The organism is Rothia sp. P7181, assembly GCF_048513015.1.
In the GTDB taxonomy this organism is placed as follows: domain Bacteria; phylum Actinomycetota; class Actinomycetes; order Actinomycetales; family Micrococcaceae; genus Rothia.
Map to the genome: position 1 here is coordinate 50,489 of NZ_JBLXXZ010000006.1, position 25,288 is coordinate 75,776.

A 25,288-nucleotide genomic window follows, 5' to 3' on the forward strand; every position below is an offset into this window, starting at 1 on the left:
GAAGCTAAGCTGGTAGTCATGGCTGAACATATTGAATACCGTATTGAACATGACACGATGGGCGAAGTGCGCGTCCCAGCACAGGCGCTGTACCGTGCACAAACCCAACGAGCAGTAGAAAACTTTCCTATCTCAGGGCAACGTTTAGAATCTGCACATATTCGCGCTTTAGCGCTCATTAAAAAGGCTGCTGCTACCGCGAATGAAGAACTAGGTGTTCTTGATTCCCAGCGTGCTCAAGCTATCCGTGAAGCCGCCGATGACGTCGCAACCGGAGCATACGATGAGCACTTCCCTATTGATATTTTTCAAACCGGTTCGGGAACCTCCTCTAATATGAACACCAATGAGGTTCTAGCAACTCTTGCAACACGTCGTCTCAAGGAGCAAGGTCTTGAGGTTCACCCCAATGACCATGTCAATGCTTCACAATCTTCTAACGATGTTTTCCCTACATCGGTTCATGTGGCAGCTACTTCTGCTCTGATTAACAATCTCATTCCAGCTTTGGATACGTTGGCTTCATCTTTAGAGCAAAAGTCTGAGCAGTTCAAAGATGTTGTGAAATCTGGCCGTACGCATCTTATGGATGCAACCCCCGTAACGCTCGGACAAGAGTTCTCTGGTTATGCCGCACAAGTACGGTATGGCATTGAGCGTGTCGAAAGTTCTTTGGCGCGTGTTGCAGAAGTTCCTTTAGGCGGAACTGCTGTTGGTACGGGTATTAACACTCCAGAAGGTTTTTCTGCGCGAGTCATTGAGCTACTTGCGCAGGAGACTTCTTTACCGATTACTGAAGCTCGTAACCATTTTGAGGCGCAAGCAAACCGTGATGCTCTAATTGAAGCCTCGGGGCATTTGCGCACTATTGCGTATTCGTTGATGAAAATTTGCAATGATATTCGTTGGATGGGTTCTGGCCCTAATACGGGTCTAGGAGAATTACAGATTCCAGATTTGCAACCGGGCTCTTCTATTATGCCCGGAAAGGTGAACCCTGTTATTTGTGAGGCAGTGATTCAGGTAGCCGCTCAGGTTGTTGGTAATGATACGACGATTGCGCTTTCTTCTACCAACGGCGCATTTGAGCTTAACGTTGGTATTCCCGTCATGGCTGCTAACCTTCTACAGTCAATTCGCTTACTCGCTAATGCTTCAACAGTGATGGCGTCCAAGATGATTGATGGTTTAGAAGCTCATGTTCAGCGGTCTCGTTTCTTAGCGGAGGCTTCTCCTTCTACCGTAACTCCGCTCAATAAATATATCGGTTATGAAGCTTCTGCGAAGATTGCCAAATATGCGGTAGCGCATCAGAGCACTATTCGTGAAGCGGTATTAGCTCTTGGGTACCTTGAGCGTGGAGAGATTACGGAAGAACAGTTGGATCAGGCGTTAGATGTGATGAGCATGATTGGTTCTTATCGTTAGTCTCTTAAGTCCGGTCAAGACGCTGAGCATAATATGCCGTTGGTGCAGATACACAAGGTATCTGCACCAACGGCATATTGTTTTTTCTCTAAACGTTGAGGGTCTTTTTTATTCTGAGATTTTCAGTTCTTGACTCTAGATGTTCTTAGGAAACGGGTCTATCGTTAACCGTAAGAATACTGATAACGATTGAGGGGTTTTCCATGAAGTTAGCAGAACAGATTGTCCAGCAACTCATCGAAGCTGGGGTTAAAAGAATTTATGGTGTAGTAGGAGATTCTCTAAACCCGATTGTTGATGCAGTACGAGCATCCGGCGGTTCAGACAATGGAGGAATCGACTGGATACACGTCCGGCATGAAGAAGTTGCAGCTTTCGCCGCTGGAGCTGAAGCACAACTCACCGGCAAACTAGCGGTCTGTGCAGGTTCCTGCGGACCGGGAAATACTCACCTCATCAACGGGTTATACGACGCGCATCGTTCTCAAGCTCCAGTTCTTGCTATTGCCTCGCATATTCCTTCGGGACAAATCGGCACCGGTTATTTTCAAGAGACCCATCCCGAAAGAATCTTTGAAGAGTGCTCTGTTTATAACGAGATGGCTGTCTCCCCCGAACAAACATTGCGCATTGTCAATTCAGCAATGCGTCACGCAATTGCTCGGAACGGTGTTGCCGTCGTCTCTATCCCCGGCGATATTGCTTCAGAAGATGCCGTCGAAGCAGTTCCCGAATGGGGTACTTTGTGTCGAGCGGCCTTAACCCCAACCTCTGAGACGCTTAAAGAAATTGCAGAACGCATCAATAAAGCACAAAAAGTCGCTATTTTTGCCGGTGCTGGGGTAGCTCAAGCACGCGAGCGCGTTATTGAACTTGCCGAAAAAATCGGTGCTCCTATCGGACATACGATGAGGGGTAAAGAGTTCATTCAATACGATAACCCGTACGATGTGGGAATGACTGGGCTGTTAGGTTATGGTGAGGCAGCTGAGGGTCTTAAGGAAGCTGACCTGATGTTGCTTTTGGGCACGGATTTTCCTTATGACCAGTTCTTGCCTGATACTGAGACGATTCAGATTGATCGTCGTGCTGAGGTGATGGGCCGACGTACTAATGTGGGGTTGCTTGTTGAAGGCGATATTGAGACAACTCTCAACGGTGTTCTTCCGTTGGTTTCGAGAAAAGAAGACCGTAGTTTTCTTGAGACTCTTGTGAAAAAGAATCAGAAGATTATGGAGAAAGTTGTCAATGCTTACGCAAAGGATCCTAATACTTCTGCGCTCATTCACCCCGAATATGCTGCTACAGTACTGGATGAAGTTGCTGCTGAGGACGCTATTTTTACGGCTGATACGGGAATGTGTAATGTGTGGACGGCTCGTTATATTACGCCAGGTCCAAAACGTCGTCTTTTAGGTTCGTTTTTACATGGGTCGATGGCTAATGCGATGCCGATGGCATTAGGTGCCCAGATTTCTCATCCTGAACGTCAGGTAATTTCTGTCTCGGGTGATGGTGGTTTGTCGATGCTTCTTGGAGACTTGCTCACAGCCAAGATGTATAACCTGCCGATGACCGTGGTGGTGTTTAACAATTCGACGTTGGGGATGGTCAAGCTTGAACAGTTAGTTCAAGGTTTTGAGGATTATGGTGTAGACGTTCCTGAGGTTAATTATGCGGATATTGCTCAGGCGATGGGTTTTCAGGCTCAACGTGTGACAAATCCAGAAGATCTTGAGGATGCTTACCGTCAGGCGTTGGAGCACCGTGGTCCGTCGTTGGTGGATGTTGTGACAGATCCTAATGCTCTTTCGATGCCTCCAGAAGTTGAGGCAAAACAAATTATTGGTTTTGCCTCCTCGCTATCGAAGATTGCTCTTAATCGTGGTGCTGGTGAGGCTGTTGCTATGGCTCGTTCGAATCTGCGTAATATGAGTGCTTGGAGGCAGATTCTTTAGGTTTGTGAACGGTCTTTAGTGTTTTAGGCTTGTTCGTAGCCGAATCGGACGCCGTCTTGCCAGTGCAAGGCGGCGTCTATTCTGTCAAGCATCCTTGGGGAGCAGAGTTCTTGGGCTTCTTCAAGGCTTACCCAACGAACTTGTGTGCTTTCTTCGTCGTTGACGCGTTCTTTTCCACTGATGTAGTGGCAGTAGAAGGTGTGGTCAAGGAATTGGCATTGGTCACCGTTGTTGAAGGTGTGTGGAGGGTCTGCTTTGAGCTGTGCTAAGGCGATAACTTCGATGCTGACGTTCGCTTCTTCTTGAGCTTCTCGGCGAATGGTTAGGGCTGGGTTTTCTCCGGGGTCGACGATTCCTGTGATGGGTGTCCATGCTCCGGAGTCACTTCGTTGAACCAGCAGAATCTTTTGGTCGCTTTGTCGTTGGATGACGGCTGTTGCGCCGGAGAGCCAGAGCATGTCGTTGCCAATTTTTTCACGTAGTTTGGTGATAAATGATGGTGTTGGCATAGTGTTTTAGAGTTCCTTTGGGTTTTAGAAAAGGGTGTTTGATGGTGGGAAAAGTATTGCAAGGGTGGTGCCAAGGAGCATAAACGGGCCAAAGGCGATGTGTTGTTGTGGTGTTTTGGTGCGTTGTAGGAGGATGATAAGACTATATATGCCACCTAAGGTGAAGGTGAGCAAGGTTGCCCAGCATAGAGTCATAGGTGATATGAAACCGGTGAGCGCTCCAAGGATTCCGGAGAGTTTGACGTCTCCTAGGCCCAGTCCACCGCGGGAGAATACTCGTAGTACGTAGTAGAAAAGTGTTAAGAACACAGCTGAGTAGAGGGTATTTTTAACACCGATGATGTTGTGTTCAAGGAGGTATACCGCTATGAGCGGTAGCATAATCGTCAGGTATAGCGGAAGAACGATACGGTTAGGTAGTCGGTGTTCTCGTATGTCGATGATGCTCAGTTCGATGGCTCGATAGATGAAGTATATGAGGGTTAGGCTTAGTATGGTTCCTTGCGTGTTACTGAGCACTGTTCCACGATGAAAGTATTCAACGATGATATTCAGCATGGTGGTTCTTCTATGGTGTTTAGGAGCCGAAACGTCGTTGTCTGAGGGCGTAGTCGGCTAGGGCGTGAACGAAGTCTGTTCGGGTAAAGTCTGGCCAGAGCGCTTCACAGAAGTAGAACTCTGAGTAGGCAGATTGCCATGTGAGAAATCCTGAGATGCGTTGTTCTCCAGAGGTTCTAATTAAAAGATCGGGGTCGGGTAGTCCACGGGTGTAGAGGTGTTCGCTGATATCTGAAGTTTCTAGTTGTTGTACTAGTTCTTCGAGAGAGGTTCCTCTCTGCTGTGCTTGTTGTAGAAGTTCTTTGACGGCATCGACGATTTCTTGTCTTCCACCGTATCCAACGGCAATGTTGACTTGTAGTGTGTTGATGTCTTGAGTTGCTTCTGTTGCTTTGTTGATGCTCTGTGTCAGAGTTTTTGGTAAGGCGTGGAGCCTTCCTACCGCATGTATTTTTGCAAGACGTTTATCTGTGAGTTCTTTAAGAAGACTTTCAATGACGTCGAGGAGGTCTTGTAATTCTTCGGGGTCTCGTTTGAGGTTTTCAGTGGAGAGCATGTAGAGGGTGACCATGGGGACGTTGAGTTCTTGGCACCATTGGAGGAAGTCGATAATGCGTTGGGCTCCACGTTGATGCCCGTATTTGGTGTTTTTGCCTTGTTGTGCTGCCCATCTTCTGTTGCCGTCGACAAGGACACCCACGTGTTGTGGAAGTTTCTGGGGCGGAATGTTCTGAAACATCTGAAGCTGTTCAAGGCTTTGAGTTGATGAGGAATCTTCCACCTATAGCTCCTTATGTCATATTTTCTTCTGGTTTGAGTAAACAACGTCTTCTTTCATCGTACCGTGCTGAAGTCGTTCCACAATGTTTATTGCCTCTTGTCCTTAATGAGTATCGCAGAGATAATGGAGGAAACCACATTTTTAGGATTGGCGTTCACCAGTGACACACCGTTCATCTTCTTCAACTTCTTTATCGTCAGATACTTCTCATCGTCCTTTTGAAAAGAAACCTCTGCTGCGTGGCTGGATACATGCTGGTTTTTCTCCCATTGTTTTTATTGCAGGGATTGTTCTTGTGGTGCTCTCTGGCGGTGGTGTTTTAGCAGTTGCGTGCGCTATTTTCTCGTTGACCGGTGTCATACTTTTTGGTGTTTCTGGAATGTACCACCGAGGGTATTGGGAAGATCGGGTGCGTCTTCTTCTCAAACGTCTTGACCACGCTAACATTGCGCTGGTTATTGCCGGAACATATACCCCGTTTGCGTTTACGCTCCTTAACGGCCCAAAGCGTCAGATTCTTTTATGGAGTATTTGGGGCTGTGCCTTAGGCGTGGTTCTTTTTAGGGTGTTATGGACGTACGCTCCACGCTGGCTTTATACCCCTATTTATGTGGTGATGGGTCTTATGGCGGTGTTTTACCTTCAAGATTTTTGGAAGGTTTCTGTCATCGCAACGATTCTTATTGCAGCTGGTGGCGCTTTCTATATTCTTGGCGCTGTTTTTTATGGGACGAAAAGACCTCATCTTGCTCCCCATATTTTTGGGTTTCATGAGTTATTCCATGTGTGCACGGTTATCGGTTTTATTCTGCACTATATCGCAGTGGTGTTCTCCCTCTACGCATAAGAATATTCTGGTGAAGACAGCGCGCACTTTATTTATTTTTCTGTTGGTGAGGGTTTAGATGAAGTATCGTTATCGCCCGTCTGGGGTTGCTGACGTTGTTGTGATTCTTGTTCCATAGCGTATTGGTTACGGTACCTCATACGACGTACACGGCGCGTAAAATCCAACATCAACAAGATGATGAAGACACCTACGGTGAAAGTTGCGACAAATCCAAGGAACCCTGGAGAACCCGTTGGTGAGCCGTCCTGATTATATTGTGTGGTTGAGTTTGCCAGAAGTTGGGCTGTCTCCACAACAGCAAAAAGATACGTCATGCGTTACACCAGATTTTCTTGGTCGTTGTTGTTCTAAGGATAGTCTTGTCACGAGAAGAGCTGTCTCTTATTCTACGCGTTAGGTTCGGAACTCTTATAGTCGATTCCTTCTGCAAAGCACCATTCTGGTAGTTCTGAGTGGACTCTACTTTTTGCTAATACGTATTCTTCCCAAGGCCAGATTTCTTTTTGCTGTTCAGGTGTGAGCGCGAAGAATGCATCGGTTGGGCGAACCTGTGAGCGGTGCGCAAGAAGTGCACGGTCGTGGGTTTCAAAAAACTCCCAACACGAGATACGTGTCGTTGTCTGGTGGGAGGGGTACGGCGAAGGATGACGTTTTTCGTCTTCTTCTCTCTCATCAAGACGAGCCACCCACTGGGTGAAAGGACTTTCACCTTTGGTGCTCGTGAGGTATCGGTGGAAGGTTCTAATACGTTCTGGGTTGAAAGCACGGTCATAGTATATTTTTTGAACTTCCCATGGTTTCCCTAATTGCGGGTATGCTTTTTCGTCACCGGATTTGTCGTAAGCTTCCATTGCGACTCGGTGGGTCATAATGTGGTCGGGGTGAGGGTATCCGCCTCGTTCATCGTAGCTCAGAATAATGTGTGGACGGTATTCTCTCACGAGTTGGATTAACGGTGCAGCTGCTTGTTCTAGAGGCAGTGTTGCAAAAGAGCCCCAAGGAAGTTCTGGTAGCGGGTCACCTTCAGGTAGTCCAGAATCTACAAACCCTATCCAACGATGCTCAATACCAATAATATTGGCAGCTTCTGCCATTTCTTCACGTCGGACACCGGGGAGGTCTCGGTGGGCTTTAGGGTTTTCATTCACCTGTTCGTTGAGAATATCGCCGCGTTCTCCGCCAGTCATCGTTGCTACCATAACTCGTGCCCCACGATGTATATATGCTGCCATTGTTGCAGAGCCTTTAGAAGACTCGTCATCGGGGTGTGCGTGTACCGCTAAAATACGTAGTCCTGCATAGTCCTCTGCTAAGGGTGAAGGCACCATATCTTTGAGGATACTGTTAGGGTGTTTTGAGTCGGTCACGAAGAACTCCAATATTTTTTCGTTAGAGTAGCTAAAATAGTACATCTAGAACGTCAGCAGATGATGCGAGAGCAAGAGGACACTCTATTCTAGCGAATATCTGATGGTGATAACCCAATCTAGGTTAACGAATATGAACGAAGGATGTCGTGACAACTAGCTTAGATTCACGCTATGGCAGGAAGCCTGCTCAAAGGAACATACCGACGTGGGTATGGGTTCTTTTAGCTGGTTGCGCTACCATCATCTCGATGCTTTTCGCTTGGTGGGTGCAAAGTGACTCTTCAGCAACATCTCCTCAAGCGCGTGATCTTTCACATCAGCTCACCAGTTCCGATGAAGTATCACTGACTTTTGAAGTGCTCAAGGACCCTCAGGTGAAAGCCGTCTGCGCGGTTAAAGCGTTGAACTCTTCACGTGCACCAGTTGGTTGGAAAGAAGTCACCATTCCTGCCGATACCGCTGGTGAGAGCTCGTCTCGAGTGCATGTTCAAACTGTTAACATACGGGTTCTCTCCCCCGCTGTCACCGCGACCGTTGATACCTGTTGGAGTATGCGAACCTCGTCATAAGGTTTAGAATTCACACCACAAACTAGCACTTGCATGTTAGAACGGGTAAAGTTCGCTACAACTACTCTAATTTTGAGGTTGAGGATAGCCGACAGATAGCTCCTTAGGCTCAAGATTTTATGAAAGGAAGATATATGAGCGCTCATGAAGGTGCTTGGCTCACCCAAGAGGCATACGACCGCCTCAAAAAAGAACTAGAACATATCTCTGGCCCTTACCGTCAAGAAATTATTGATCGTATTTCGGCTGCTCGTGATGAGGGTGACCTCAAAGAAAACGGTGGCTACCATGCTGCCCGTGAAGAGCAAGGCAAAAACGAAGCACGTATCGCTCAGCTAACTCAGTTGCTCGAGAACGCTCAAATTGGCGAAGCACCACATAATGACGGAGTTGTCGACTCTGGAATGGTGGTAGAAGCCGAACTTGCTGGTAGACCTTTTAAATTCCTGCTCGGTTCACGTGAGGTTGCAGATTCTTTGGTCGGTGATTCTGGTCTTCAGGTCTTTTCTGAAAATTCACCGATGGGCTCTGCTATTTTGGGTTGCCGTGCTGGTGACGAAACCTCATATGTTGCGCCCACCGGTAAGACAATTGATGTGAAGATTATTTCTGTCGTTCCTTTTGAAGGCTAAGAAACTCCGCTGACGCCGTTACTCGGCTCAAAACAGTGATGCCACCGCATACCCTGGCAATGGGTCAAATGCGGTGGCATCATGCATATTACAACACGTTTAATCAATGTTTTAGTATACGACGATTGGCTTATAGCCAGCACTTGTAAGACCATCAAGCACCTGCTGGATGTGCTCATTTCCTTTCGTTTCCATATCAATGGTGATAGAAACATCTCCCATAGAAAGGGCACCGCCGACACGTGTGTGGTCTACTCCGGTCACATTCGCATCTAAAGAAGAAATAATGGATGAGATAGTTGTTAGCTCGCCAGGGCGGTCATTTAACATCATCTTGATAGTTAAGTACCGTCCAGCAGCTGAAAGTCCTCGTTGAATTACTTTGAGCATCAGCATTGGGTCAATATTTCCGCCAGAGAGCAAACATACTGTTGTCCCAAGGTTTCCGTATTGTTGGAGGAGTTTTCCATCCATCAAAGCAGCAACAGGAACAGACCCTGCCGGCTCTACGACTAGCTTATTACGTTCCATCAAAAAGATGAGTGCCCGAGCAATATCATCTTCAGAGACGGTATGCACGTCATCAACAAGTTCTTTAATGATGGAGAAAGGCATCTGCCCAGGTCGCCCGACAGCAATACCGTCAGCGATGGTAGATACTTTTTTCAGGGGCACTAAAGCGTCAGCAGCTAAAGAGAGTGGGTATGCTGCAGCATGTTCTGCTTGAACACCAATAATACGAATCTTCCGACCAGTTTTTTGTTCAAGTTCTCGAACAGCAACAGATAGACCAGCAAGTAGCCCTCCCCCGCCAACACCGACGATGATAGTTTCAACATCAGGTACTTGTTCTAGGATTTCAATACCGATAGTTCCTTGACCTGCGATAATATCAGGGTTATCGAAGGGGTGAACAAAAACGGCGCCAGTTTCTTCGGCATAACGTTTTGCTTCTGCTAGGGCGTCGTCAACGGTTGCGCCGTGCAAGATAACCTGTGCCCCACGACTTTTAGTTGCAGCAACTTTCGGAAGAGCTGCACCTAAAGGCATATAGATGCGCGCTTTAATGCCTAGTTGTTGGGCAGCTAAAGCGACGCCTTGTGCGTGATTACCTGCTGAGGCGGCAACTACTCCACGTGATTTTTCGTCTTCAGTAAGTTTTGCCATACGGACGTATGCTCCGCGTACTTTAAAAGATCCAGAACGTTGTAGGTTCTCACATTTAAAGTAAACTTCTGAGCCAATCATTTCTGATAGTGCTAAGGAGTGGTCCACCGGTGTGCGTTCAATGACCGGCTTGAGAAGATGAGCGGCTTGTTCGATATCTGCATATTGAACAGGTAATTGTGTTGAAACAGTGGACACAGGTGTTTCCTTTATGCGTTAGAGAATATCCGAAGAATAGTTGTAAGAAACAAAAACTATCTCAAGAGTAGTGCAGTTATAGTGTTGATTCTTCTTGTTCGTGTTCTTTAAGCCGTTCAAGACGTTCTTTGACTTTATCAGCCACAGCTTTACGTTTTTTACGAGCAATTTCATGGTCGTAGAGAAACTCTTTAGTACGAATTTCTGGGTCTTTTTCCCACTCGCGTCGGGCCAGATAACGCACGATGGTATTCATCACGGCAAGAACAGGCACAGAGAACAACGCACCAAGTGGCCCATAAAGGATAGTTCCGCTAGCTACCGCAAAAATTACGGCGAGAGGATGTAAGGAGACGGCTTTGCCCATTACTAGGGGTTGAAGGATATGTGATTCAATCTGTTGTACGAGCAGAACCATTAGCAACATAATCAGAGCGTTAAACCATCCATTAGCAACAAGCGCTAGAAGCACTGCAATTGCGCCGGTTACGAGAGCACCCACAATAGGGATAAAAGAGCCAAGGAATACGAGTACGCCCAGTGGAATAGCTAGCGGGACTCCGAGGAAGAACGCTGCTAAACCGATACCAAGAGCGTCCACGAAGGCAACAAAGACTTGGACGTGGACGTAGCTTACGAGAGAACGCCAGCCACGACGTCCGGCGCCGTTTACTGCTTCACGTGCGGTTACAGGGAAAAGCCCTACCAAGAAAATCCAGATTCTTTCACCTTCAAGAAGGAAGAAAATCAGGGTGAAAAGGACAAGGGCTGTGCCAGTTCCGATATCGGCAGCGGTAGAACCGAGTGAGGCAACTCCCGAGAGGATGGAGTCAGAGTTATTTTTGACGAATTGTGTAAACTCCGAAAAGTGTGAGTCTATTTCTTTCAGGTCTAGGGTAAGAGGAGATTGATCAATCATCCCGAGAACAGTGTGGTACCCCTGCACAATCTCATCTGATAGTGAAGAGAATCCAGAGGTAATTTGTTGTCCGACAAGGGTGAGTAGTCCAACAACAAGCGCGATGAATCCTAACTCGACGATAGCTGTTGCGTATCCTCGTCTAAGACCGTATTTGCGCAGGAAAAATACCGCTGGTGATATGAGCGCAGCGAGCAGTACTGCCACGGCGATAGAAATAATAATGATACTAATTTTTGCGGCAACCCAATGGAGGCAAGCTAATGCGAAGAGGACGATGATGAGTCTCCACGACCAAGCGGCAGCAGTGCGTAGGGCAAATGGAATGTATCGTTCGTCGCCGTGGTACCAAGAACTTTGTTCAACATGGTTTTTCGGTACTGGTGAGGGGGTAGTTTCGCTCATGCATACTATTCTTTCACATCTTTAGACAAGTCGTTATTTTCGGGGCGAAACAAACGTAAGAAAAGGTTGTATATAAACGTCAGGGCACACGATAGGTATCGTGTGCCCTGACGTTTAATGCTTTATTGGCGTTTAGCGTTCCATCATTTCACGAACGTACATGAGGATACGAAGAATCTCGATGTAGAGCCATACCAGAGATGAGGTCAGGGCGAATGCCATGCGCCATGATTCACGTTCTGGTGCACCGTATCGCACAGCTTCGCTGACGTGGGTGAAGTCAAGAATGAGGGAGTATACGCACAGAGCAACAGCAAAGAGCCCAATAATGAGACCGAGAGGAATGCCCATGACTTCGATGCTGCGAACGTTTGTTCCGCCGAAGAGGGTCATGCCAAGGTTGACGAGACAGAAAATTGCGTATGAGATAGCTGCGATGGTGAAGAATTTCGTCATCTTAGGTGATTCACGCAATTTACCGTTGCGGAAGAGAACCAGAACCGTACCAAAGACGATGAAGGTTGCTAGAACAGCCTGCCCAACGATACCGGGGTAGCGTGTTTCTGCCATGGCGGAGAAACCGCCAAGGAGCATACCCTGTGCTAGGGCGTATGCCATCACAAGTACGGGAGAAACTTCTTTTTTGAAACCGTTAACAAGTCCTAGAACAATAGAACCGACTAAACCGGCTACAACGAGTATGGGGAACATCACCGATGCGGCTGCGCCAACCAGTAGGATAACAAAGTTGATAGCAACTTTGACGATGACGTCGTTCATGGTCATCTGCCCCGTTTGAGCGCTTGTTGCACTGGGGGACTGGTACATTGCGTTGAGGTCAGCGGCGGTAGGAGTCTCCTCACGAGGTGAGGTAGGTGTATATCCGTACGGTGCGGAAGAGCTCTGACCGTTGGAGTATGCGCCACCAGCGCCGAATTGTCCAAAGCGAGAATCCTTCTTTTGAGAATCTAGCATGGAATTGATGAGGGGGTTGCCTGCCACGAGAACAATCTCCTTTAGTTCTATAATTCTGTCTCTACCAGACTATCGGAGAACCGTGATATTCGTGGGGACTTTTGGTGAAAAGCACAGTATTTCCTAGGGTTCTAACAGTTTTTAGAGAGGCTGAGTATCGTGGCATAGGAGCTCAGAATTCTTATCGTGTATAAAAAGTGACCCCATCAGTATGTACTGATGGGGTCACCTTTTGTCTGTGCTCCTACTGGGACTCGAACCCAGAACACAAGGATTTTAAGTCCTCTGCCTCTGCCAATTGGGCTATAGGAGCAATATCGGCAGCTAGATTTTAGAAAACAACTACCTTACCACTATACCGTATAGAACGAATAGTGTTGTCCTGCACCTAGATAACTCTAGGCACAGGACATTATTATAGCCATAAAATTGCGTTGAACGCACTTTTTATTACAGGCGTGCCTTGCTCTTTTCAGGAGCAGTTCCGGTTGCGCTTTGGAATGCGCGACGTGGAGAACGCTGATGGCGGATAGAAGAAGTGTCACGACCGAAGATTTGGTTCAACGCCCAAATGCTCATAACACGTACAGTACGCTCAGCGGTAGGAATCGCCATACCGTGGTATCCACGGTGCATCAACCATGCAAGAGGTCCACCAATGGTCTTACCCTTGAAGTTCGCAACACCCTTCCACAAGCCGAGTCCAGCAACAACGCCGATGGTCTCATGGTAGTAGTCGGTGAGTGCTTCACCGCGACGAGAAGCCAATAGGTTCTGTGCAAGCTTAACAGCCTGACGGGAAGCGTGCTGTGCGTTAGGAACGCAGAAACCGCCGACTCCGCCACCAGAAAGGTCAGGAACAGCAGCGTTATCGCCAGCTGCCCATGCACCTTCAATCACACCGTCGTCGCCGGTAACACGTAGGTCTGCGCCGACACGTACACGTCCACGCTCATCCAAAGGAAGGTCAGTGTTCTTGAGCATTGGGGATGCTGCAACACCAGCAGTCCAAATGAGGGTGTCGGTATCAAGTTCACCGGCAGGAGACTTATCTCCCATGTTAATCAACGCGAGGTGACCGTCAGTAGCGTCTGCCAAGGAGGTGTTGAGAAGAACCTCAATACCGCGTCCACGGAGTTCTTCAACAACCTTCTCCGCACGGTCTGCAGGAACCTCAGGCATGATACGAGGTGCAGCTTCAACGAGAACGAAGCGAAGGTCAGATACGCGAAGGCGACCATTACGTTCTACCGCTACACGAGCCATATCTTCAAGTTCGGAGATGGTCTCGACACCAGCGAAACCGCCACCAACAATGACGAAGGTGAGGGCGCGACGGCGTTCATCTGCATCATCAAGCATGGAAGCAACTTCGATACGCTCAAGAACCCAGTTACGGACAGAAACTGCTTCTTCTACGGTCTTCATACCGATAGCAATTTCTGCAAGACCAGGAATGGGGAATGCACGAGTAACAGCACCTGCACCGATGACGATTTCGTCGTACGTTACCTCGAAAGATTCTCCAACGTCGATGGGTTCGATTGTTGCGGTGCGAGTTGCATGGTTAATTGCGGTGACTCGGCCACCAACAACTTCGCAGTTCTTGAGGTGCTGGCGTAGAGGAACGGTAGCGTTGCGACCTTCCATAGAACCTGCAGCAACTTCTGGCAAGAAGGGCTGGTAAGTCATATAAGGGTTAGGGTCTACAACGGTAACGATACCGCCAGTTTCTTTAATGGTCTTCTGAATTTTTTTGGCGACGGTGAATCCTACGTAGCCACCGCCGACGATGAGAACTCGAGGACGATCCTGAGCTAGTTTGGTGAATGCCATATTTATTTTGCTACTTCCTTAGGTTGAGATACGGGAGCTGTCTATGCACTCGTATCTGTGTCTGCACCGCATGTTTAACTATTAAAAGTACAACATCCTTTAGAGCGCAAAACAGCGCGGTGAGAGGACAATTGCTCAATATGCTATCTTGCCACTTAAGCCGAAGTTTTCCTACTCTACAGGGCATTTTTTTCTTCAAGGATTTAGCTTTTCTTGATTCTTGATTTTATCGACCTTGTGGTCTACGCCTCTTTTGATGGGTTCTGACTAGCTGACTTAGCGAACGAATAGAAAATCTCGTAATAATAAATGCCCAGAGAAAAAATCCGCCCAACACAATAAGTGGCAGAATCGCAGAATCTTCAACTGGACGACGAGGTTTCGGTGCCGATGCCACTGGAATATTCTCATCAGCATGGTGTATCGGAACACTCGCGCTAGGAGCAGGCTGGCTCTGGCTTTTACGATGGACCTGTATCCATTGGCTCATAGACCCTAAAGGGTTCTCTTGAACGTCATCAGAGGTTTTAGAGCTCAGAGCTTTTGCTGGATTAATAATGCCATACCCGTACAAGGCATCTCGCCCCGTTTCTCCAGCATCATCAGCTGAAGAAATAATACGCTGGATAATCTGTGAAGCAGTAAGGTTTGGGTATTTTTCTTTAATGAGAGCTGCCAAACCCGAGACAATAGGTGCTGCCCCAGAAGTGCCTGACCACACCGCATATTTGTTATCGGGAGTAGCGCCCATAAGGTTTTCGCTGGGGGCGACAACAGCAATCGAAATGCCCTGAGAAGATGAAGACCAAGAATCTTGTTTATTTTGGTTCACTCCCCCAACGGTCAGCACCCCCGGCATCGTTGCAGGAGCGCCTACCTGCGTAATACCAGAACCACGGTTACCGGCAGAGGCTACGATGATGACGCCTTTTTCCTCGGCATAGGCGAAGGCGCTATCCCATTGTTCTGGCCAGTTTGTGCTATCTGAGCCGACAGAAAGATTAATAATATCGGCGCCGTGATCTACCGCGTATCGTACGGCTTCAGGAAGTTGTTCATCAATACTTTTAGCGCCTTCAGAGACAGTACCAATTTCTAAAGATATTGGAAGAATTTTAGCTTCTGGCGCCACTCCAATCATGCCAGCTGGACGCTTACCGCCGACCCCTGAGAAGGACGGTGTTTGGGGGTCGCGGTGCCCATGCCCCGCAATTAATGAGGCCACCATTGTTCCGTGTTCAGGCTCAACTCCAAGACCTTTCCACCCTCGAGCAGAACCAACACCGGAAACGTCTGTACCGGGTAAAACGTTGTCTCTAAGGTCTTGGTGGCTTTGGTCTACGCCAGTATCAATCACCGCAACGGTGATACCGCGTCCGGTAGCTTCTTTCCAGACGGAACTAAAACCATAATCTTTAAGCCAGTATTCTCGTGCGCGAACAGCATCACCTTCAGGTACCTCAATAGTCGGTATCGAGGGAAGCACCCTTGGAGGTTCTGACGGTACGCTTGGTACTTGAGGGGCGCTCGGTGGTTGCGGTGCAGGTGAAGCTGATGACTTTGGTGTAGGAGTCGGTGCAGCCACAGGTTGCGCCACCGATGCCGAAGAGAGCGCAAAAATACTCAGTAATAGTGTTGCCGTGAAACAGGCATATTTTCTCATTCGGTGCGAGGATGAAGGCATCGAAGAACAAGAATCAGGCGTTATGTGGTTAGGCATAGGCTCTCCCCAAAGAATGTTATCTCAAGAAAAACAACAAACATCACGATCAAACGGTGTTGAATACCTGAACGTGTTATCGCTGCGAGAGTACCAACCCATCAAGAATATCGTGTTCACTAGCAGTAGCGCTATAGACGGCCCCACCTGTGAGCTGTTCTAAACGTCGAATAATATGCGCCCAAATCACAGCTCCAGTGCCAATCACATCGACACGACCGGGGTGCATAAACCCACGTCCGGCACGTTCTTCAGCGGTCATTTGAGCCAGAGAATGGCATGCCTGCTCAATATCTTGGATGCTAAGTTCTGCACCGTTGATTCTTCGAGGATCGTAGCTTTCAAGACCGTAATGTTCTGCAACAATGGTGGTAACGGTACCAGCCACACCAACTACTCGTTGTGCTTGTGACAGTTGAACATGTGCAAGAGCTTCCTCAAGAGCTTCCTCAACATCAGCAATAATGCGTTGTTTCTGTTCCTCAGTCATAGGGGCACTGACCTGATGACGCTCGGTAAGACGTACACAACCAATGTTGACAGAACGAGCAGCAAACAGTGACTGATTATCGCCTAGAACAAATTCTGTTGAGCCTCCACCCAAGTCAATTACAAGGGTTTTCCCCTCATAGGGGTCAAGAGAGGAAAGCGCACCGTAGAAAGAAAGTTTGGCTTCTTCATCACCAGTAATAACTTCTGGGCTCACACCTAAAATATCTTGTATTCCCTGAATAAAAATATCTTTATTGGTGGCGTCTCTCGTCGCACTTGTTGCGCCAAAGCGAAGAGACTGAACACCGTGCTCAGCAATAATTTGTGCATATTCGCGGGCAACGTTAAAGGTTCTTTCAAGGGCTTCTTCTGAGAACTTGCCCGTAGCGTCAACGCCTTCTCCGAGGCGTACAATTCGCATAAGACGTACGACATCGTGAAGGGTGCTCACACCGTTCTGCGTCTCAACATCTGCAATGAGTAGTCGTAGGGAGTTTGTTCCGCAATCAATAGCACCAATACGCACGGTAGGGTCTTCTTTCTCCTATTGAGTGGTTTCTTCGCTGGTTGCCACAAAGCTATGGCGCCATTGTGGGTCACAAGCGCATTGTTCAGGAGTCCACCATGGTGCAATCAGATCAAGTGTTTCATCGCCCATAGGGTTGATTCCACGACCGACAGAGAGGGTGTGCCCAAGTACCGCGTGGAGGCATTTTACGCGTACAGGCATACCGCCAGCAGAAATACCGTCAATTTCAGGGACCTCTTCGGTGTGAGTCTTGAGGCGGATACGTTCACGTTCACTGAGATAGTTTTCGTGGGCTTGCTGATATTGCTGAGCCAAGTCAGTATCCTCAGCAAGACGATCAGTCATCTCGTACATTTTTCCTTCAGCTTCTAAACGGCTGGCAGCTGCAGTAATAGCAGGATGGGCTAGATAGAAGACGGTTGGGAAAGGTGAACCGTTCGATAGTCGCGGTGCGGTCGCAGCGACGAGAGGGTTGCCACAACGGCAGCGGGCGGGAATCTCTGCGACATCACGTACTTTTCGTCCCAGTTGTTCAGATAACACGTGGATATCTAGTTCGGTGGGTTCTAGGGTTTCTGCGCTCACGCCGAAACCTTGTGGGTTGGTAGTGTTCGTCATCATGAAGTTCCTCGTGATATTGGTTTTAGTTAGTGAATAAAGTCTATTTTTAGGGTGCTGGAGTAGAGCTAGCTGGCGGGGTGGTTGGGGCGCTCGGATCAACTACGGGACGAGAAGTATCAGCAGGGGCTATCTCATCGGTAGGTGTTGTATTTGCCGGTTCCGAGGTGTTATCGGATGGTTTTTGGTGGGTTGCATCGTGTGCAAAAGCTGATTGTTCGAAAGAACTCCATAACCCTTTTGTCCAAGATTCTTTAGGGGCACTTTGTGCTGCTGCTGATGTATCGTCTGCACGATGCGCTGCTGGGTCTACTCCCACCACAAGATAGGGTGTTTCGCCTTCAGACATGTAGTATAGACGGCTCTTTGCTTGCTGTTTGACGTAGTTTTCATCTTGCCACCAGCTCAGCTGAGTTTGTAAACTATCGTGATTTTGTTGCAAGGCACCAATGTGTGATTCAACTTGGTGTATTTCTGCCTGTTGGCGGATATATGTTGAAACCGGCGCATAAGAAGAGATGAGAATAACAGCAAAAATGACCAGAGGTGCGACCATTCTGCCCGAAAAGGCATGTGCAGCAACAGGAGCGTCAGAATCTTCTTTAGCGTTAGCGTCCTGAGAGCTTTGATATTTTTCTGTTCCAAAAAAGTTTGCCCATGAGCGACGACGTTGCTTATTATCTCGTGACATTTTACCCCTGACTACGTTTTTCACTCGCTCGATAGCTTTTTGTATATCTTCTAGCACAGAGAAAGAAGATACTGCGCATTAGCTATTCTACCCACCCAAAAAGTAAATCACTTCTAGGTTTTTGAAACGTACCCGTTAGATTCTAATTTTCGTGGTGTCTTCTCAGCTGTTTTAAAGTTTGTCTCTTACACGGGCACTCTTTAAAACGACGTATCTCCACCAAGAAAGCTCCATATCAGAGACTCTCTTGGTGGAGATACTATCTATGAGTTTTTAGCTCCCTCGCGGAAACAGAAAACTCTATGCTTTGAAACGGGGGAATGAAGATGCCCCAGCGTAAACAGCTGCGTCGCCCAGTTCTTCTTCAATGCGTAGAAGCTGGTTGTATTTTGCAACGCGCTCAGAGCGTGCAGGCGCACCGGTCTTAATCTGGCCCGCGTTGGTTGCAACAGCGAGGTCTGCGATGGTGACGTCTTCGGTCTCACCGGAGCGGTGGGAAACCATGCAACGGTATTCGTGACGCTGTGCCATTTCCATAGCGTCAAGAGTTTCAGTCAAAGAACCAATCTGGTTGACTTTCACCAACAGCGCATTTGCAGCACCAGATTCGATACCCTGAGCTAGGCGCTCTGGGTTGGTGACGAAGAGGTCGTCGCCCACAATCTGTACTTTGTCGCCGATTTCTTGGGTGAGGTTCTTGTAGCCTTCCCAGTCGTTTTCATCGAGAGGATCCTCAATGGAGACGAGTGGGTATTTAGCGACGAGGTCTGCATAGTATGCGGACATTTCTGCAGCGGTCTTCTTCTGACCTTCAAACTCGTATGCGCCGTCGTTGTAGAACTCAGAGGAGGCAACGTCTAGTGCCAAAGCAATTTCTTCGCCGGGCTTGTAGCCAGCTTTTTCGATTGCTTCGATGATGAGGTCAAGAGCAGCAGCGTTTGACTCTAGGTTAGGAGCGAATCCGCCTTCGTCACCCAAACCGGTTGCAAGACCGCGGTCTTTGAGAACAGACTTGAGTGCATGGTATACCTCAACGCCTGCCTGCAATGCTGCAGAGTAGGTATCGAAACCGATAGGAGCAATCATGAACTCCTGAATATCAACGTTGGAATCTGCGTGAGAACCACCGTTAAGGATGTTCATCATAGGAACAGGAAGAACGTGTGCGTTAGGTCCGCCTAGGTACTTGAACAGCGGAAGGTCTGCAGATTCTGCAGCAGCCTTTGCAGCGGCCAAAGATACGCCAAGAATAGCGTTTGCGCCGAGCTTACCTTTGTTCTTTGTGCCGTCAAGCTTAATCATTGCAGCGTCAAGTGCACGCTGGTCAGTTGCATCGATGCCGATGATTTCTTCAGCGATTTCGTCGATGACTGCACCGACAGCACCAAGAACAGACTTGCCAAGGTAGACGGATTTGTCGTCGTCACGACGTTCTACTGCTTCCCATTCACCGGTAGATGCACCGGAGGGAACTGCTGCGCGACCGAATGCGCCGTCTTCGAGAAGAACCTCTACCTCAACGGTAGGGTTGCCACGAGAATCGAGAATCTGACGTGCGTGAACTGCTGTAATTAAAGCCATGAATATGCTCCTTGAAGCTTAGATTGGTTGGCTATGAGTAAGCTCAGGCAAGTTTCACTAGTGCGCACTTACGTGAGCGTACGTTCAGCTACGATTTTACCAAAGAAACCCACATAAGCACACAGGGATTCAATAATTCCCACCAATATCTTTGAGATATTTTCCTACGCTACTCCCCTATCCGCCCAAAGATATTCCCACGAATAACAACATCAGCGGTAGATAACACCGCACAGCACATTACTTCTCAGACGCCTGAATCAGCGCATACATTAAACGACGTAACGCACCTTCAGCATCAATCCCTTGAGCACGAGCACGCTGAACCATCTCAAACAACTCCACAGCACAAGCCGATTCTTCACCTCCATCAGCGGTAACACCAGCGACATCAAGCGACACCTGTCCCTTATCAGCCTTAGAAATCACCTTATCTGCTAAAGCTAACGCCGGAAGATGAGGAGGAATACCATCAAAAACAGATAAACGTTCCGGTTTCTCCTGCTTCTTCAGCTCATCCCACTGAGCAGTTACCTCTTGATCACTCAGCGAGTGAGCAGAAGAATCACCAAAAACGTGAGGATGCCGACGCTCAAGTTTCTGGTTCAGCCCCTCAACAACATCGGCGATACTAAAACCGCCCTCTTCTACGCTACGCTCACCAGCAATACGAGCATGAAAAAGAACCTGCAAAAGCACATCGCCCAGCTCTTCTTTCAAAAGCTCATAGTTCACTTGCTCTTGAGACTCAATAGCCTCAATTACCTCATATGATTCTTCAATCAAATACCGAACCAACGAGTGATGTGTCTGCTTCCCATCCCAAGGGCAGCCACCCTCAGAACGCAAAGTATCCATCAACTCAATCAAACGCTCAAACGCTTCCGGCGCACCCTGCGGAATAATACGTTGCTCTGCCATGACTACTCCTGCTCCTGAGCGACACGATTCTGCTCTTCAAAAACACTCATATACGCACCCTGAACAGCACGCATTAGATGCTGTTTCTCCTCCATCGAAATAAAAGCACCTTCGATAGCATTAGTTGTTAGTTCAAAGAAATCTTGCACCTGATACCCAAAATTATTCGCCAAATGCACAAATTCAGCAGTAACACTACTACCGCTCATCAAACGATTATCGGGGCTAATGGTCACAGCAAAACCAGCCTCACGCAAAGCATTGACGGGGTGTTCCGAAAGATTCTCAGCGATACGAGCAGAATCAACCACACCATGTTCAACAGCATAAGCGGCACGCGTTTGAATATTAGAACAAGGACACACTTCCAACGTGATACGACGATCTTTAACCCAGCTAGCGAGCGCACCAAGCTGAAGAATTTTCTGATCTTTGGGTGATTGGGGCATCATCTTCCCCTCGGGGTCAATCTCCCCGACCGTTGTATACGAAAAGTCTTCGGTAATACGTACGCCATGGCCGATACGTAGGGCACGTCCCACCAATAATGCAGAGCGAATCGAGCGTAGCCCCTCAGCTTCACCGGCATGAATCGTGACCGGCATAAAATTCTCTGCAAGATAATCTAGAGCTTCACGGTGTTGTTCTACAGGGTGGTTTTCTTCTGCACCGGCAAGGTCAAAACCTACCACACCTAAGGTGCGATATTTAACAGCAAGTTCTGCTATCTGCCGTGAATTATCGCGGTCTCTCATGGCGCAAAGTATCTGGTTAACAAGAACTCTTCCGCCTGCTTGAGCTACCATTTCCATACCGTCGTTGAGTCCTGTAGCAACAGCACGGACTGCTTCGTCAAGGCTAAGACCTGCACGCTGGTGCTGTTCTGGTGCCCATCGGACCTCTGCATAAATCACACCGTCTGCCGCGCACGCAAGAACATGTTCTTGAGCAATACGTTGCAAATCTTCTGCTCGTTGCATGAGAGCTAAAGTGTGAGTAAAGGTTTCAAGGTAGCGGTCAAGAGAGCCAGAATTTGCGGCGTCAAAGAACCATTGTTGGAGAGTTTCACGTTCTGTGCTGGGTAGTTCATACCCAATGTCTTGTGCAATATCAATCATTGTTTGTGGTTGCAGACCACCATCGAGATGATCGTGTAGACATACTTTTGGTAGTTTTTGAATCCATTGCTCATCGTGCTGTGTCATAGGTGATGTTCTTTCCTGATACGAGATATTTAACGTCGATACGAAAACGCTGCCGAGTAGCCCCACTAGTGGAGTTTCTCGACAGCGTTCTATGCTCTAAAGGTTTAGAGAGTCCATGAAGCAAGCGCCCGATTCATATGTTCAGGAATGTTTGCTCCCGTACGGGGGAAGAGTCTGAGCTCTTCAACATATTGCTGTGCAGGTAGAGTGTCCTGGTATTTAGCGAAGGCGCCTTCATCGTTGTAGCTAAAGGACGCTACCGGAGGGATTCCAGGGGTGAAACGTAGGCTCATCGCTAGTGGGGAGCCCGCGCCTTCTTTATAGGAATCTGCTTTGAGTTGCAAAATAGCAAGAACATCTTCAGGGATGAGGTCGAAGGTTCGTTGTTGATCCCAGAAGCCGTTACGTCGTACGTGTGTTAGTGCGTCGTAGTAGGAGCCGAGGGCTCGCACGCGAATAAGTACGGTGGAGACGTCCCGTGCTGTCCCGTTTTCTCCGAAGAGTTGTTCTTGTGCTTTAAGTAGTCGAGCAACAACCTGCGCTTCGGTGAGGACGAGGTTTCCTTCTGCTAGTTCGGTGGTAGAAGGCGGTTGCACCTCTTCTGTGGGGTTGTTGTAGGAGGGTGCTACGTCTACGCCTTGAGCGGCCTCAGGGAGGTCTGTTCCACGAGAGTTGGTAGCTGAGGAACCAATAAGAGTATCTGGTTCCTCTTCTTCCCACTCGTCATCGACGTGTTCTGGCAGTGACGCGCTGACCAGCGAAATATCATGTGCGGAAGTGAAGGTCTCTGCATCTGAGTGGTGGGTTGCTGATTCTGCGTCTTCAGATGGGACAGGAGGAGTGTTCTCACTGGCTTCGGTATTTGTGGTTGGAGTTTTAGCGTCCCCTGCAGAATTTTCAGTAGCTCCTGTGGTGGTATCAGCTGCTGTTTCTACACTCGCAGTATTTGATGGGCGGGCAACAGCCAAACGCGCATGAGGTTCAACCCGTTCAGCTTCTGGAGCTGTTTGTTCAGTGCTTTGAGCCTGCGGAGCAACCACTGATGCAGTATTTTCTTTAACGCCCTGAGGGACATCTTCACCAGTTTCTGCACCAGTTTCAGCTGTAGCTGCCTCTGAGGTTTCTTTAGATTCTTCTACAACATCACGAGCAGGGTTGTGAGTGGCATCGTCTGCTGGCTCAGCCACGGTACCCGCTGCGGTGTTTTCCTCAGCTGGTGAAGTTTCAGTCTCGATATTTTTAGCAACAGATGATGTTTCTTCAACAGAGTCGTGAGCATCAGTTACTGATGTTGCAGAACTATTCTCTTGTGTAGCTTCTTCTGCGTTGACGTTATGCGCGACAGCAGTTTTTTCTGTTGACTGTGCTGCTTCAAAACGTTCTGAAACGCGTGCAAGAGGAGAGTCATCGGCAATGCCGTTCTGCTGATTTTCAGATGATACGTCTGCTCCAGCTACTTCTGTAGCTTCTGTAGCAGACGTTTTCTCTGCTGGCTCGTTCGCCTTTTCCTCCACTTGATAATGCAGGTTGCAAGAGGTCTCATTCTTTGAGTTGAGGTAAGAGACCTGAGCATTAGTCCCTAAGAGAATGATGAGTGCACGAGTCCATGCACCGCGCGGGCTTTTTTCTTCTTCGGTGTAGAGTGCCGCAACATTTTCGAACCAAGGGTTTCCAGGAACAACAATGGTTTCTTCTACTTTTTTACCGTTCTCTTCAAAGCTCAACAACATGTCGTTGCCTGCCTGCTTCAGGTCAAGGGTCAGCTGACCATCACCTTTAGATTGCATCATACAAATCAGCGAGTGAAGAGCACTCTGTTCATTGAGCTCTTCAGAAGTTATAAGAGTAGAGGTGCTTTCTTCTACGGGAGGGGTTGGTACCTGTTCCTGCACCGGCGTTGCTGGTTCTGCAGGTTGCGCAACAGGTTGTGCTTCCGGTGTTGTTGTCGCTGCCGATTCAGCAGCTTTCTTGTCTTTGCGACGGCTAAAAAGTCCCATGATGTTCTCTTTCTTCGGTGCGAACTATGAGTGTTCTTACGGGTAGTTTACTGCTGTTCAGTACTCACTTTACCTAGAATCAGCGGTTGAGGCTCATATTCTTTGCCGATAGTATAAGCATCTTCTAAGGATTCTAGCGCTCGTTCAAAGCGTTCGGGAGTGTCGGTCATCAATGTCATGAGGGGTTCGCCAGCACGCACAGTGTCTCCTGGTTTAGCGTGGAGACGGATTCCAGCACCGGCTTGTACTTGGTCCTCTTTACGAGCTCGTCCAGCGCCCAAACGCCAAGAAGCAACACCCACGCTCAACGCATCGAGACAAGTTAGCACACCGCTGTCTGTTGCATAAACAGTGTGAGTTTCACGAGCTTGAGGTAATGCAGCATCGGGGTCGCCACCTTGTGCACTGATCATGGCGCGCCATTTATCCATAGCTCGGCCATCGGCAAGAGCTTCAGCAGGATCTTCATCGATACCGCATGAAAGGAGCATTTCACGGGCAAGCGCCACCGTTAGTTCAACGACATCGGACGGTCCCCCACCGGCAAGTACTTCTACAGATTCTTCCACTTCACACGCGTTGCCAACGGTCAGCCCCAAGGGCGTGTCCATGTTGGTGAGCAAGGCTGTTGTTTTGACGCCGGCGTCTGTTCCTAAACGCACCATAGTACGTGCTAGTTCTTGTGCGTAATCGAGGTCTTTCATAAAAGCACCGGAGCCAACTTTAACGTCAAGTACCAGAGAATCTGTTCCTTCAGCAATTTTTTTAGACATGATAGAACTTGCGATCAGCGGTATAGCCTCTACAGTAGAAGTGACATCACGTAGCGCATAAAGTTTTTTATCTGCTGGGGCTAGTCCACTTCCGGCAGCACAAATAACAGCGCCTTCGTCCGAGAGTATTTCGAGAGTTCGTTCGTTGCTCAAATATGCTTGCCAACCGGGGATGGACTCTAATTTATCGAGTGTTCCACCGGTATGCCCTAGCCCTCGACCAGATAGCTGCGGAACAGCAACGTTGTATACTGCTACCAATGGTGCTAGTGGCAGCGTGATTTTATCTCCCACACCACCAGTAGAGTGTTTGTCGCTGGTTGCAATTTTCTTACCGGCACCAACAATAGAGGAGAAATCGAGTCGTTCACCCGAGTTAATCATGGCTTGGGTCCACTGTTGAATTTCGGTAGCGCTCATTCCGTTCAAGAAAATCGCCATGGCAAGTGCACTCATTTGTTCGTCAGCGACGACTCCACGCGTATATGCATCAATAACCCAGTCGATTTGTTCTTTCGTGAGTTCTTCGCGATCTCGTTTAGTGCGGATGACGTCTACAGCGTCGAATGGTTCGTAGGACATGTGTTTTCCTCCATCAAAGGTGTT

The 25,288-nt window shown here is 48.3% G+C and carries 23 protein-coding genes and 1 tRNA gene; 5 read left to right on the forward strand and 19 right to left on the reverse strand.

The window, feature by feature from the left end:
* Window positions 1-18 precede the first annotated feature (18 nt).
* Complete coding sequence (locus ACN08Z_RS04335) at window positions 19-1,428, forward strand: class II fumarate hydratase (RefSeq protein WP_419103365.1); 1,410 nt, start codon at window positions 19-21, stop codon at window positions 1,426-1,428.
* A 203-nt stretch (window positions 1,429-1,631) separates the two neighbouring features.
* The gene (locus ACN08Z_RS04340; RefSeq protein WP_419103366.1) at window positions 1,632-3,386 is read left to right on the forward strand and encodes a pyruvate dehydrogenase; all 1,755 of its coding nucleotides are present in this window, start codon (window positions 1,632-1,634) and stop codon (window positions 3,384-3,386) included.
* A 23-nt stretch (window positions 3,387-3,409) separates the two neighbouring features.
* Here ACN08Z_RS04340 and ACN08Z_RS04345 read toward each other — a convergent pair whose 3' ends face one another.
* The 3 genes from ACN08Z_RS04345 to uppS are packed head-to-tail and all read right to left on the reverse strand — an operon-like array spanning window position 3,410 to window position 5,234.
* Complete coding sequence (locus ACN08Z_RS04345; protein WP_419103367.1) at window positions 3,410-3,895, reverse strand: NUDIX hydrolase; 486 nt, start codon at window positions 3,893-3,895, stop codon at window positions 3,410-3,412.
* 24 nt (window positions 3,896-3,919) lie between these two features.
* Window positions 3,920-4,453 carry a prepilin peptidase gene (locus tag ACN08Z_RS04350; RefSeq protein ID WP_419103368.1) on the reverse strand — a complete coding sequence of 178 codons (534 nt, stop codon included), beginning with the start codon at window positions 4,451-4,453 and terminating at the stop codon, window positions 3,920-3,922.
* Window positions 4,454-4,472: 19 nt separating this feature from the next.
* On the reverse strand, window positions 4,473-5,234 hold the full coding sequence (gene uppS / locus ACN08Z_RS04355; RefSeq protein ID WP_419103369.1) for a polyprenyl diphosphate synthase: 762 nt from the start codon (window positions 5,232-5,234) through the stop codon (window positions 4,473-4,475).
* 160 nt (window positions 5,235-5,394) lie between these two features.
* On the opposite strand from uppS, the gene trhA reads away from it, so the two are divergent.
* A complete protein-coding gene (gene trhA / locus ACN08Z_RS04360; RefSeq protein WP_419103370.1) occupies window positions 5,395-6,081 on the forward strand; it encodes a PAQR family membrane homeostasis protein TrhA in 687 nt (228 codons plus the stop codon).
* A gap of 32 nt (window positions 6,082-6,113) precedes the next feature.
* Here the strand turns inward: trhA and ACN08Z_RS04365 are convergent, their stop codons facing one another.
* Window positions 6,114-6,398: a hypothetical protein gene (locus ACN08Z_RS04365; protein ID WP_419103371.1), complete on the reverse strand. Its 285-nt coding sequence runs from the start codon at window positions 6,396-6,398 to the stop codon at window positions 6,114-6,116.
* A 72-nt stretch (window positions 6,399-6,470) separates the two neighbouring features.
* A complete protein-coding gene (gene mca / locus ACN08Z_RS04370) occupies window positions 6,471-7,412 on the reverse strand; it encodes a mycothiol conjugate amidase Mca (protein WP_419103422.1) in 942 nt (313 codons plus the stop codon).
* Window positions 7,413-7,600: 188 nt separating this feature from the next.
* Between mca and ACN08Z_RS04375 the strand changes: the two genes are divergently transcribed.
* A complete protein-coding gene (locus ACN08Z_RS04375) occupies window positions 7,601-8,023 on the forward strand; it encodes a DUF4307 domain-containing protein (protein ID WP_419103372.1) in 423 nt (140 codons plus the stop codon).
* 134 nt (window positions 8,024-8,157) lie between these two features.
* Window positions 8,158-8,655: a transcription elongation factor GreA gene (gene greA, locus ACN08Z_RS04380; protein WP_419103373.1), complete on the forward strand. Its 498-nt coding sequence runs from the start codon at window positions 8,158-8,160 to the stop codon at window positions 8,653-8,655.
* A 111-nt stretch (window positions 8,656-8,766) separates the two neighbouring features.
* On the opposite strand, the gene ilvA is transcribed toward greA, so the two are convergent.
* From ilvA to ACN08Z_RS04450, 14 genes are all read right to left on the reverse strand, one after another.
* Complete coding sequence (gene ilvA / locus ACN08Z_RS04385; protein ID WP_419103374.1) at window positions 8,767-10,020, reverse strand: threonine ammonia-lyase; 1,254 nt, start codon at window positions 10,018-10,020, stop codon at window positions 8,767-8,769.
* A 76-nt stretch (window positions 10,021-10,096) separates the two neighbouring features.
* Window positions 10,097-11,344: an AI-2E family transporter gene (locus tag ACN08Z_RS04390; RefSeq protein WP_419103375.1), complete on the reverse strand. Its 1,248-nt coding sequence runs from the start codon at window positions 11,342-11,344 to the stop codon at window positions 10,097-10,099.
* Between the two features lie 132 nt (window positions 11,345-11,476).
* Window positions 11,477-12,346: a Bax inhibitor-1/YccA family membrane protein gene (locus ACN08Z_RS04395; protein WP_419103376.1), complete on the reverse strand. Its 870-nt coding sequence runs from the start codon at window positions 12,344-12,346 to the stop codon at window positions 11,477-11,479.
* A gap of 212 nt (window positions 12,347-12,558) precedes the next feature.
* Window positions 12,559-12,632 (reverse strand) — tRNA-Leu (locus ACN08Z_RS04400).
* A 137-nt stretch (window positions 12,633-12,769) separates the two neighbouring features.
* Window positions 12,770-14,155: an NAD(P)/FAD-dependent oxidoreductase gene (locus ACN08Z_RS04405; RefSeq protein WP_419103377.1), complete on the reverse strand. Its 1,386-nt coding sequence runs from the start codon at window positions 14,153-14,155 to the stop codon at window positions 12,770-12,772.
* A gap of 226 nt (window positions 14,156-14,381) precedes the next feature.
* Entirely contained in the window at window positions 14,382-15,875 is a 1,494-nt protein-coding gene (locus ACN08Z_RS04410) for a S8 family serine peptidase (protein WP_419103378.1), read from the reverse strand.
* A 76-nt stretch (window positions 15,876-15,951) separates the two neighbouring features.
* On the reverse strand, window positions 15,952-16,893 hold the full coding sequence (locus tag ACN08Z_RS04415; protein WP_419103379.1) for an exopolyphosphatase: 942 nt from the start codon (window positions 16,891-16,893) through the stop codon (window positions 15,952-15,954).
* An 18-nt stretch (window positions 16,894-16,911) separates the two neighbouring features.
* Window positions 16,912-17,517: a DUF501 domain-containing protein gene (locus ACN08Z_RS04420; RefSeq protein ID WP_419103380.1), complete on the reverse strand. Its 606-nt coding sequence runs from the start codon at window positions 17,515-17,517 to the stop codon at window positions 16,912-16,914.
* Window positions 17,518-17,563: 46 nt separating this feature from the next.
* Window positions 17,564-18,205: an FtsB family cell division protein gene (locus ACN08Z_RS04425; RefSeq protein ID WP_419103381.1), complete on the reverse strand. Its 642-nt coding sequence runs from the start codon at window positions 18,203-18,205 to the stop codon at window positions 17,564-17,566.
* A gap of 300 nt (window positions 18,206-18,505) precedes the next feature.
* A complete protein-coding gene (gene eno / locus ACN08Z_RS04430) occupies window positions 18,506-19,786 on the reverse strand; it encodes a phosphopyruvate hydratase (RefSeq protein WP_419103382.1) in 1,281 nt (426 codons plus the stop codon).
* Window positions 19,787-20,026: 240 nt separating this feature from the next.
* Window positions 20,027-20,707 (reverse strand): MazG family protein, encoded by a 681-nt coding sequence (locus ACN08Z_RS04435; protein ID WP_419103383.1) that lies wholly within the window; start codon window positions 20,705-20,707, stop codon window positions 20,027-20,029.
* 2 nt (window positions 20,708-20,709) lie between these two features.
* Window positions 20,710-21,912, reverse strand: coding sequence for an adenosine deaminase (locus ACN08Z_RS04440; RefSeq protein WP_419103384.1), 1,203 nt, complete (start codon window positions 21,910-21,912; stop codon window positions 20,710-20,712).
* A 104-nt stretch (window positions 21,913-22,016) separates the two neighbouring features.
* Window positions 22,017-23,909 carry a hypothetical protein gene (locus ACN08Z_RS04445; RefSeq protein ID WP_419103385.1) on the reverse strand — a complete coding sequence of 631 codons (1,893 nt, stop codon included), beginning with the start codon at window positions 23,907-23,909 and terminating at the stop codon, window positions 22,017-22,019.
* 47 nt (window positions 23,910-23,956) lie between these two features.
* Complete coding sequence (locus tag ACN08Z_RS04450) at window positions 23,957-25,264, reverse strand: thymidine phosphorylase (RefSeq protein ID WP_419103386.1); 1,308 nt, start codon at window positions 25,262-25,264, stop codon at window positions 23,957-23,959.
* Window positions 25,265-25,288: the final 24 nt, after the last annotated feature.

Excerpts from the sequence above, each read along its gene's own strand:
- ACN08Z_RS04335 (WP_419103365.1), top strand. The coding sequence starts at position 19 with ATGGCTGAACATATTGAATACCGTATTGAACATGACACGATGGGCGAA.
- ACN08Z_RS04340 (WP_419103366.1), top strand. The coding sequence starts at position 1,632 with ATGAAGTTAGCAGAACAGATTGTCCAGCAACTCATCGAAGCTGGGGTT.
- ACN08Z_RS04345 (WP_419103367.1), bottom strand. The coding sequence starts at position 3,895 with ATGCCAACACCATCATTTATCACCAAACTACGTGAAAAAATTGGCAAC.
- ACN08Z_RS04350 (WP_419103368.1), bottom strand. The coding sequence starts at position 4,453 with ATGCTGAATATCATCGTTGAATACTTTCATCGTGGAACAGTGCTCAGT.
- ACN08Z_RS04365 (WP_419103371.1), bottom strand. The coding sequence starts at position 6,398 with ATGACGTATCTTTTTGCTGTTGTGGAGACAGCCCAACTTCTGGCAAAC.
- mca (WP_419103422.1), bottom strand. The coding sequence starts at position 7,412 with ATGGTGCCTTCACCCTTAGCAGAGGACTATGCAGGACTACGTATTTTA.
- greA (WP_419103373.1), top strand. The coding sequence starts at position 8,158 with ATGAGCGCTCATGAAGGTGCTTGGCTCACCCAAGAGGCATACGACCGC.
- ACN08Z_RS04390 (WP_419103375.1), bottom strand. The coding sequence starts at position 11,344 with ATGAGCGAAACTACCCCCTCACCAGTACCGAAAAACCATGTTGAACAA.
- ACN08Z_RS04405 (WP_419103377.1), bottom strand. The coding sequence starts at position 14,155 with ATGGCATTCACCAAACTAGCTCAGGATCGTCCTCGAGTTCTCATCGTC.
- ACN08Z_RS04410 (WP_419103378.1), bottom strand. The coding sequence starts at position 15,875 with ATGCCTAACCACATAACGCCTGATTCTTGTTCTTCGATGCCTTCATCC.
- ACN08Z_RS04420 (WP_419103380.1), bottom strand. The coding sequence starts at position 17,517 with ATGATGACGAACACTACCAACCCACAAGGTTTCGGCGTGAGCGCAGAA.
- ACN08Z_RS04425 (WP_419103381.1), bottom strand. The coding sequence starts at position 18,205 with ATGTCACGAGATAATAAGCAACGTCGTCGCTCATGGGCAAACTTTTTT.
- eno (WP_419103382.1), bottom strand. The coding sequence starts at position 19,786 with ATGGCTTTAATTACAGCAGTTCACGCACGTCAGATTCTCGATTCTCGT.
- ACN08Z_RS04435 (WP_419103383.1), bottom strand. The coding sequence starts at position 20,707 with ATGGCAGAGCAACGTATTATTCCGCAGGGTGCGCCGGAAGCGTTTGAG.
- ACN08Z_RS04440 (WP_419103384.1), bottom strand. The coding sequence starts at position 21,912 with ATGACACAGCACGATGAGCAATGGATTCAAAAACTACCAAAAGTATGT.
- ACN08Z_RS04445 (WP_419103385.1), bottom strand. The coding sequence starts at position 23,909 with ATGGGACTTTTTAGCCGTCGCAAAGACAAGAAAGCTGCTGAATCGGCA.
- ACN08Z_RS04450 (WP_419103386.1), bottom strand. The coding sequence starts at position 25,264 with ATGTCCTACGAACCATTCGACGCTGTAGACGTCATCCGCACTAAACGA.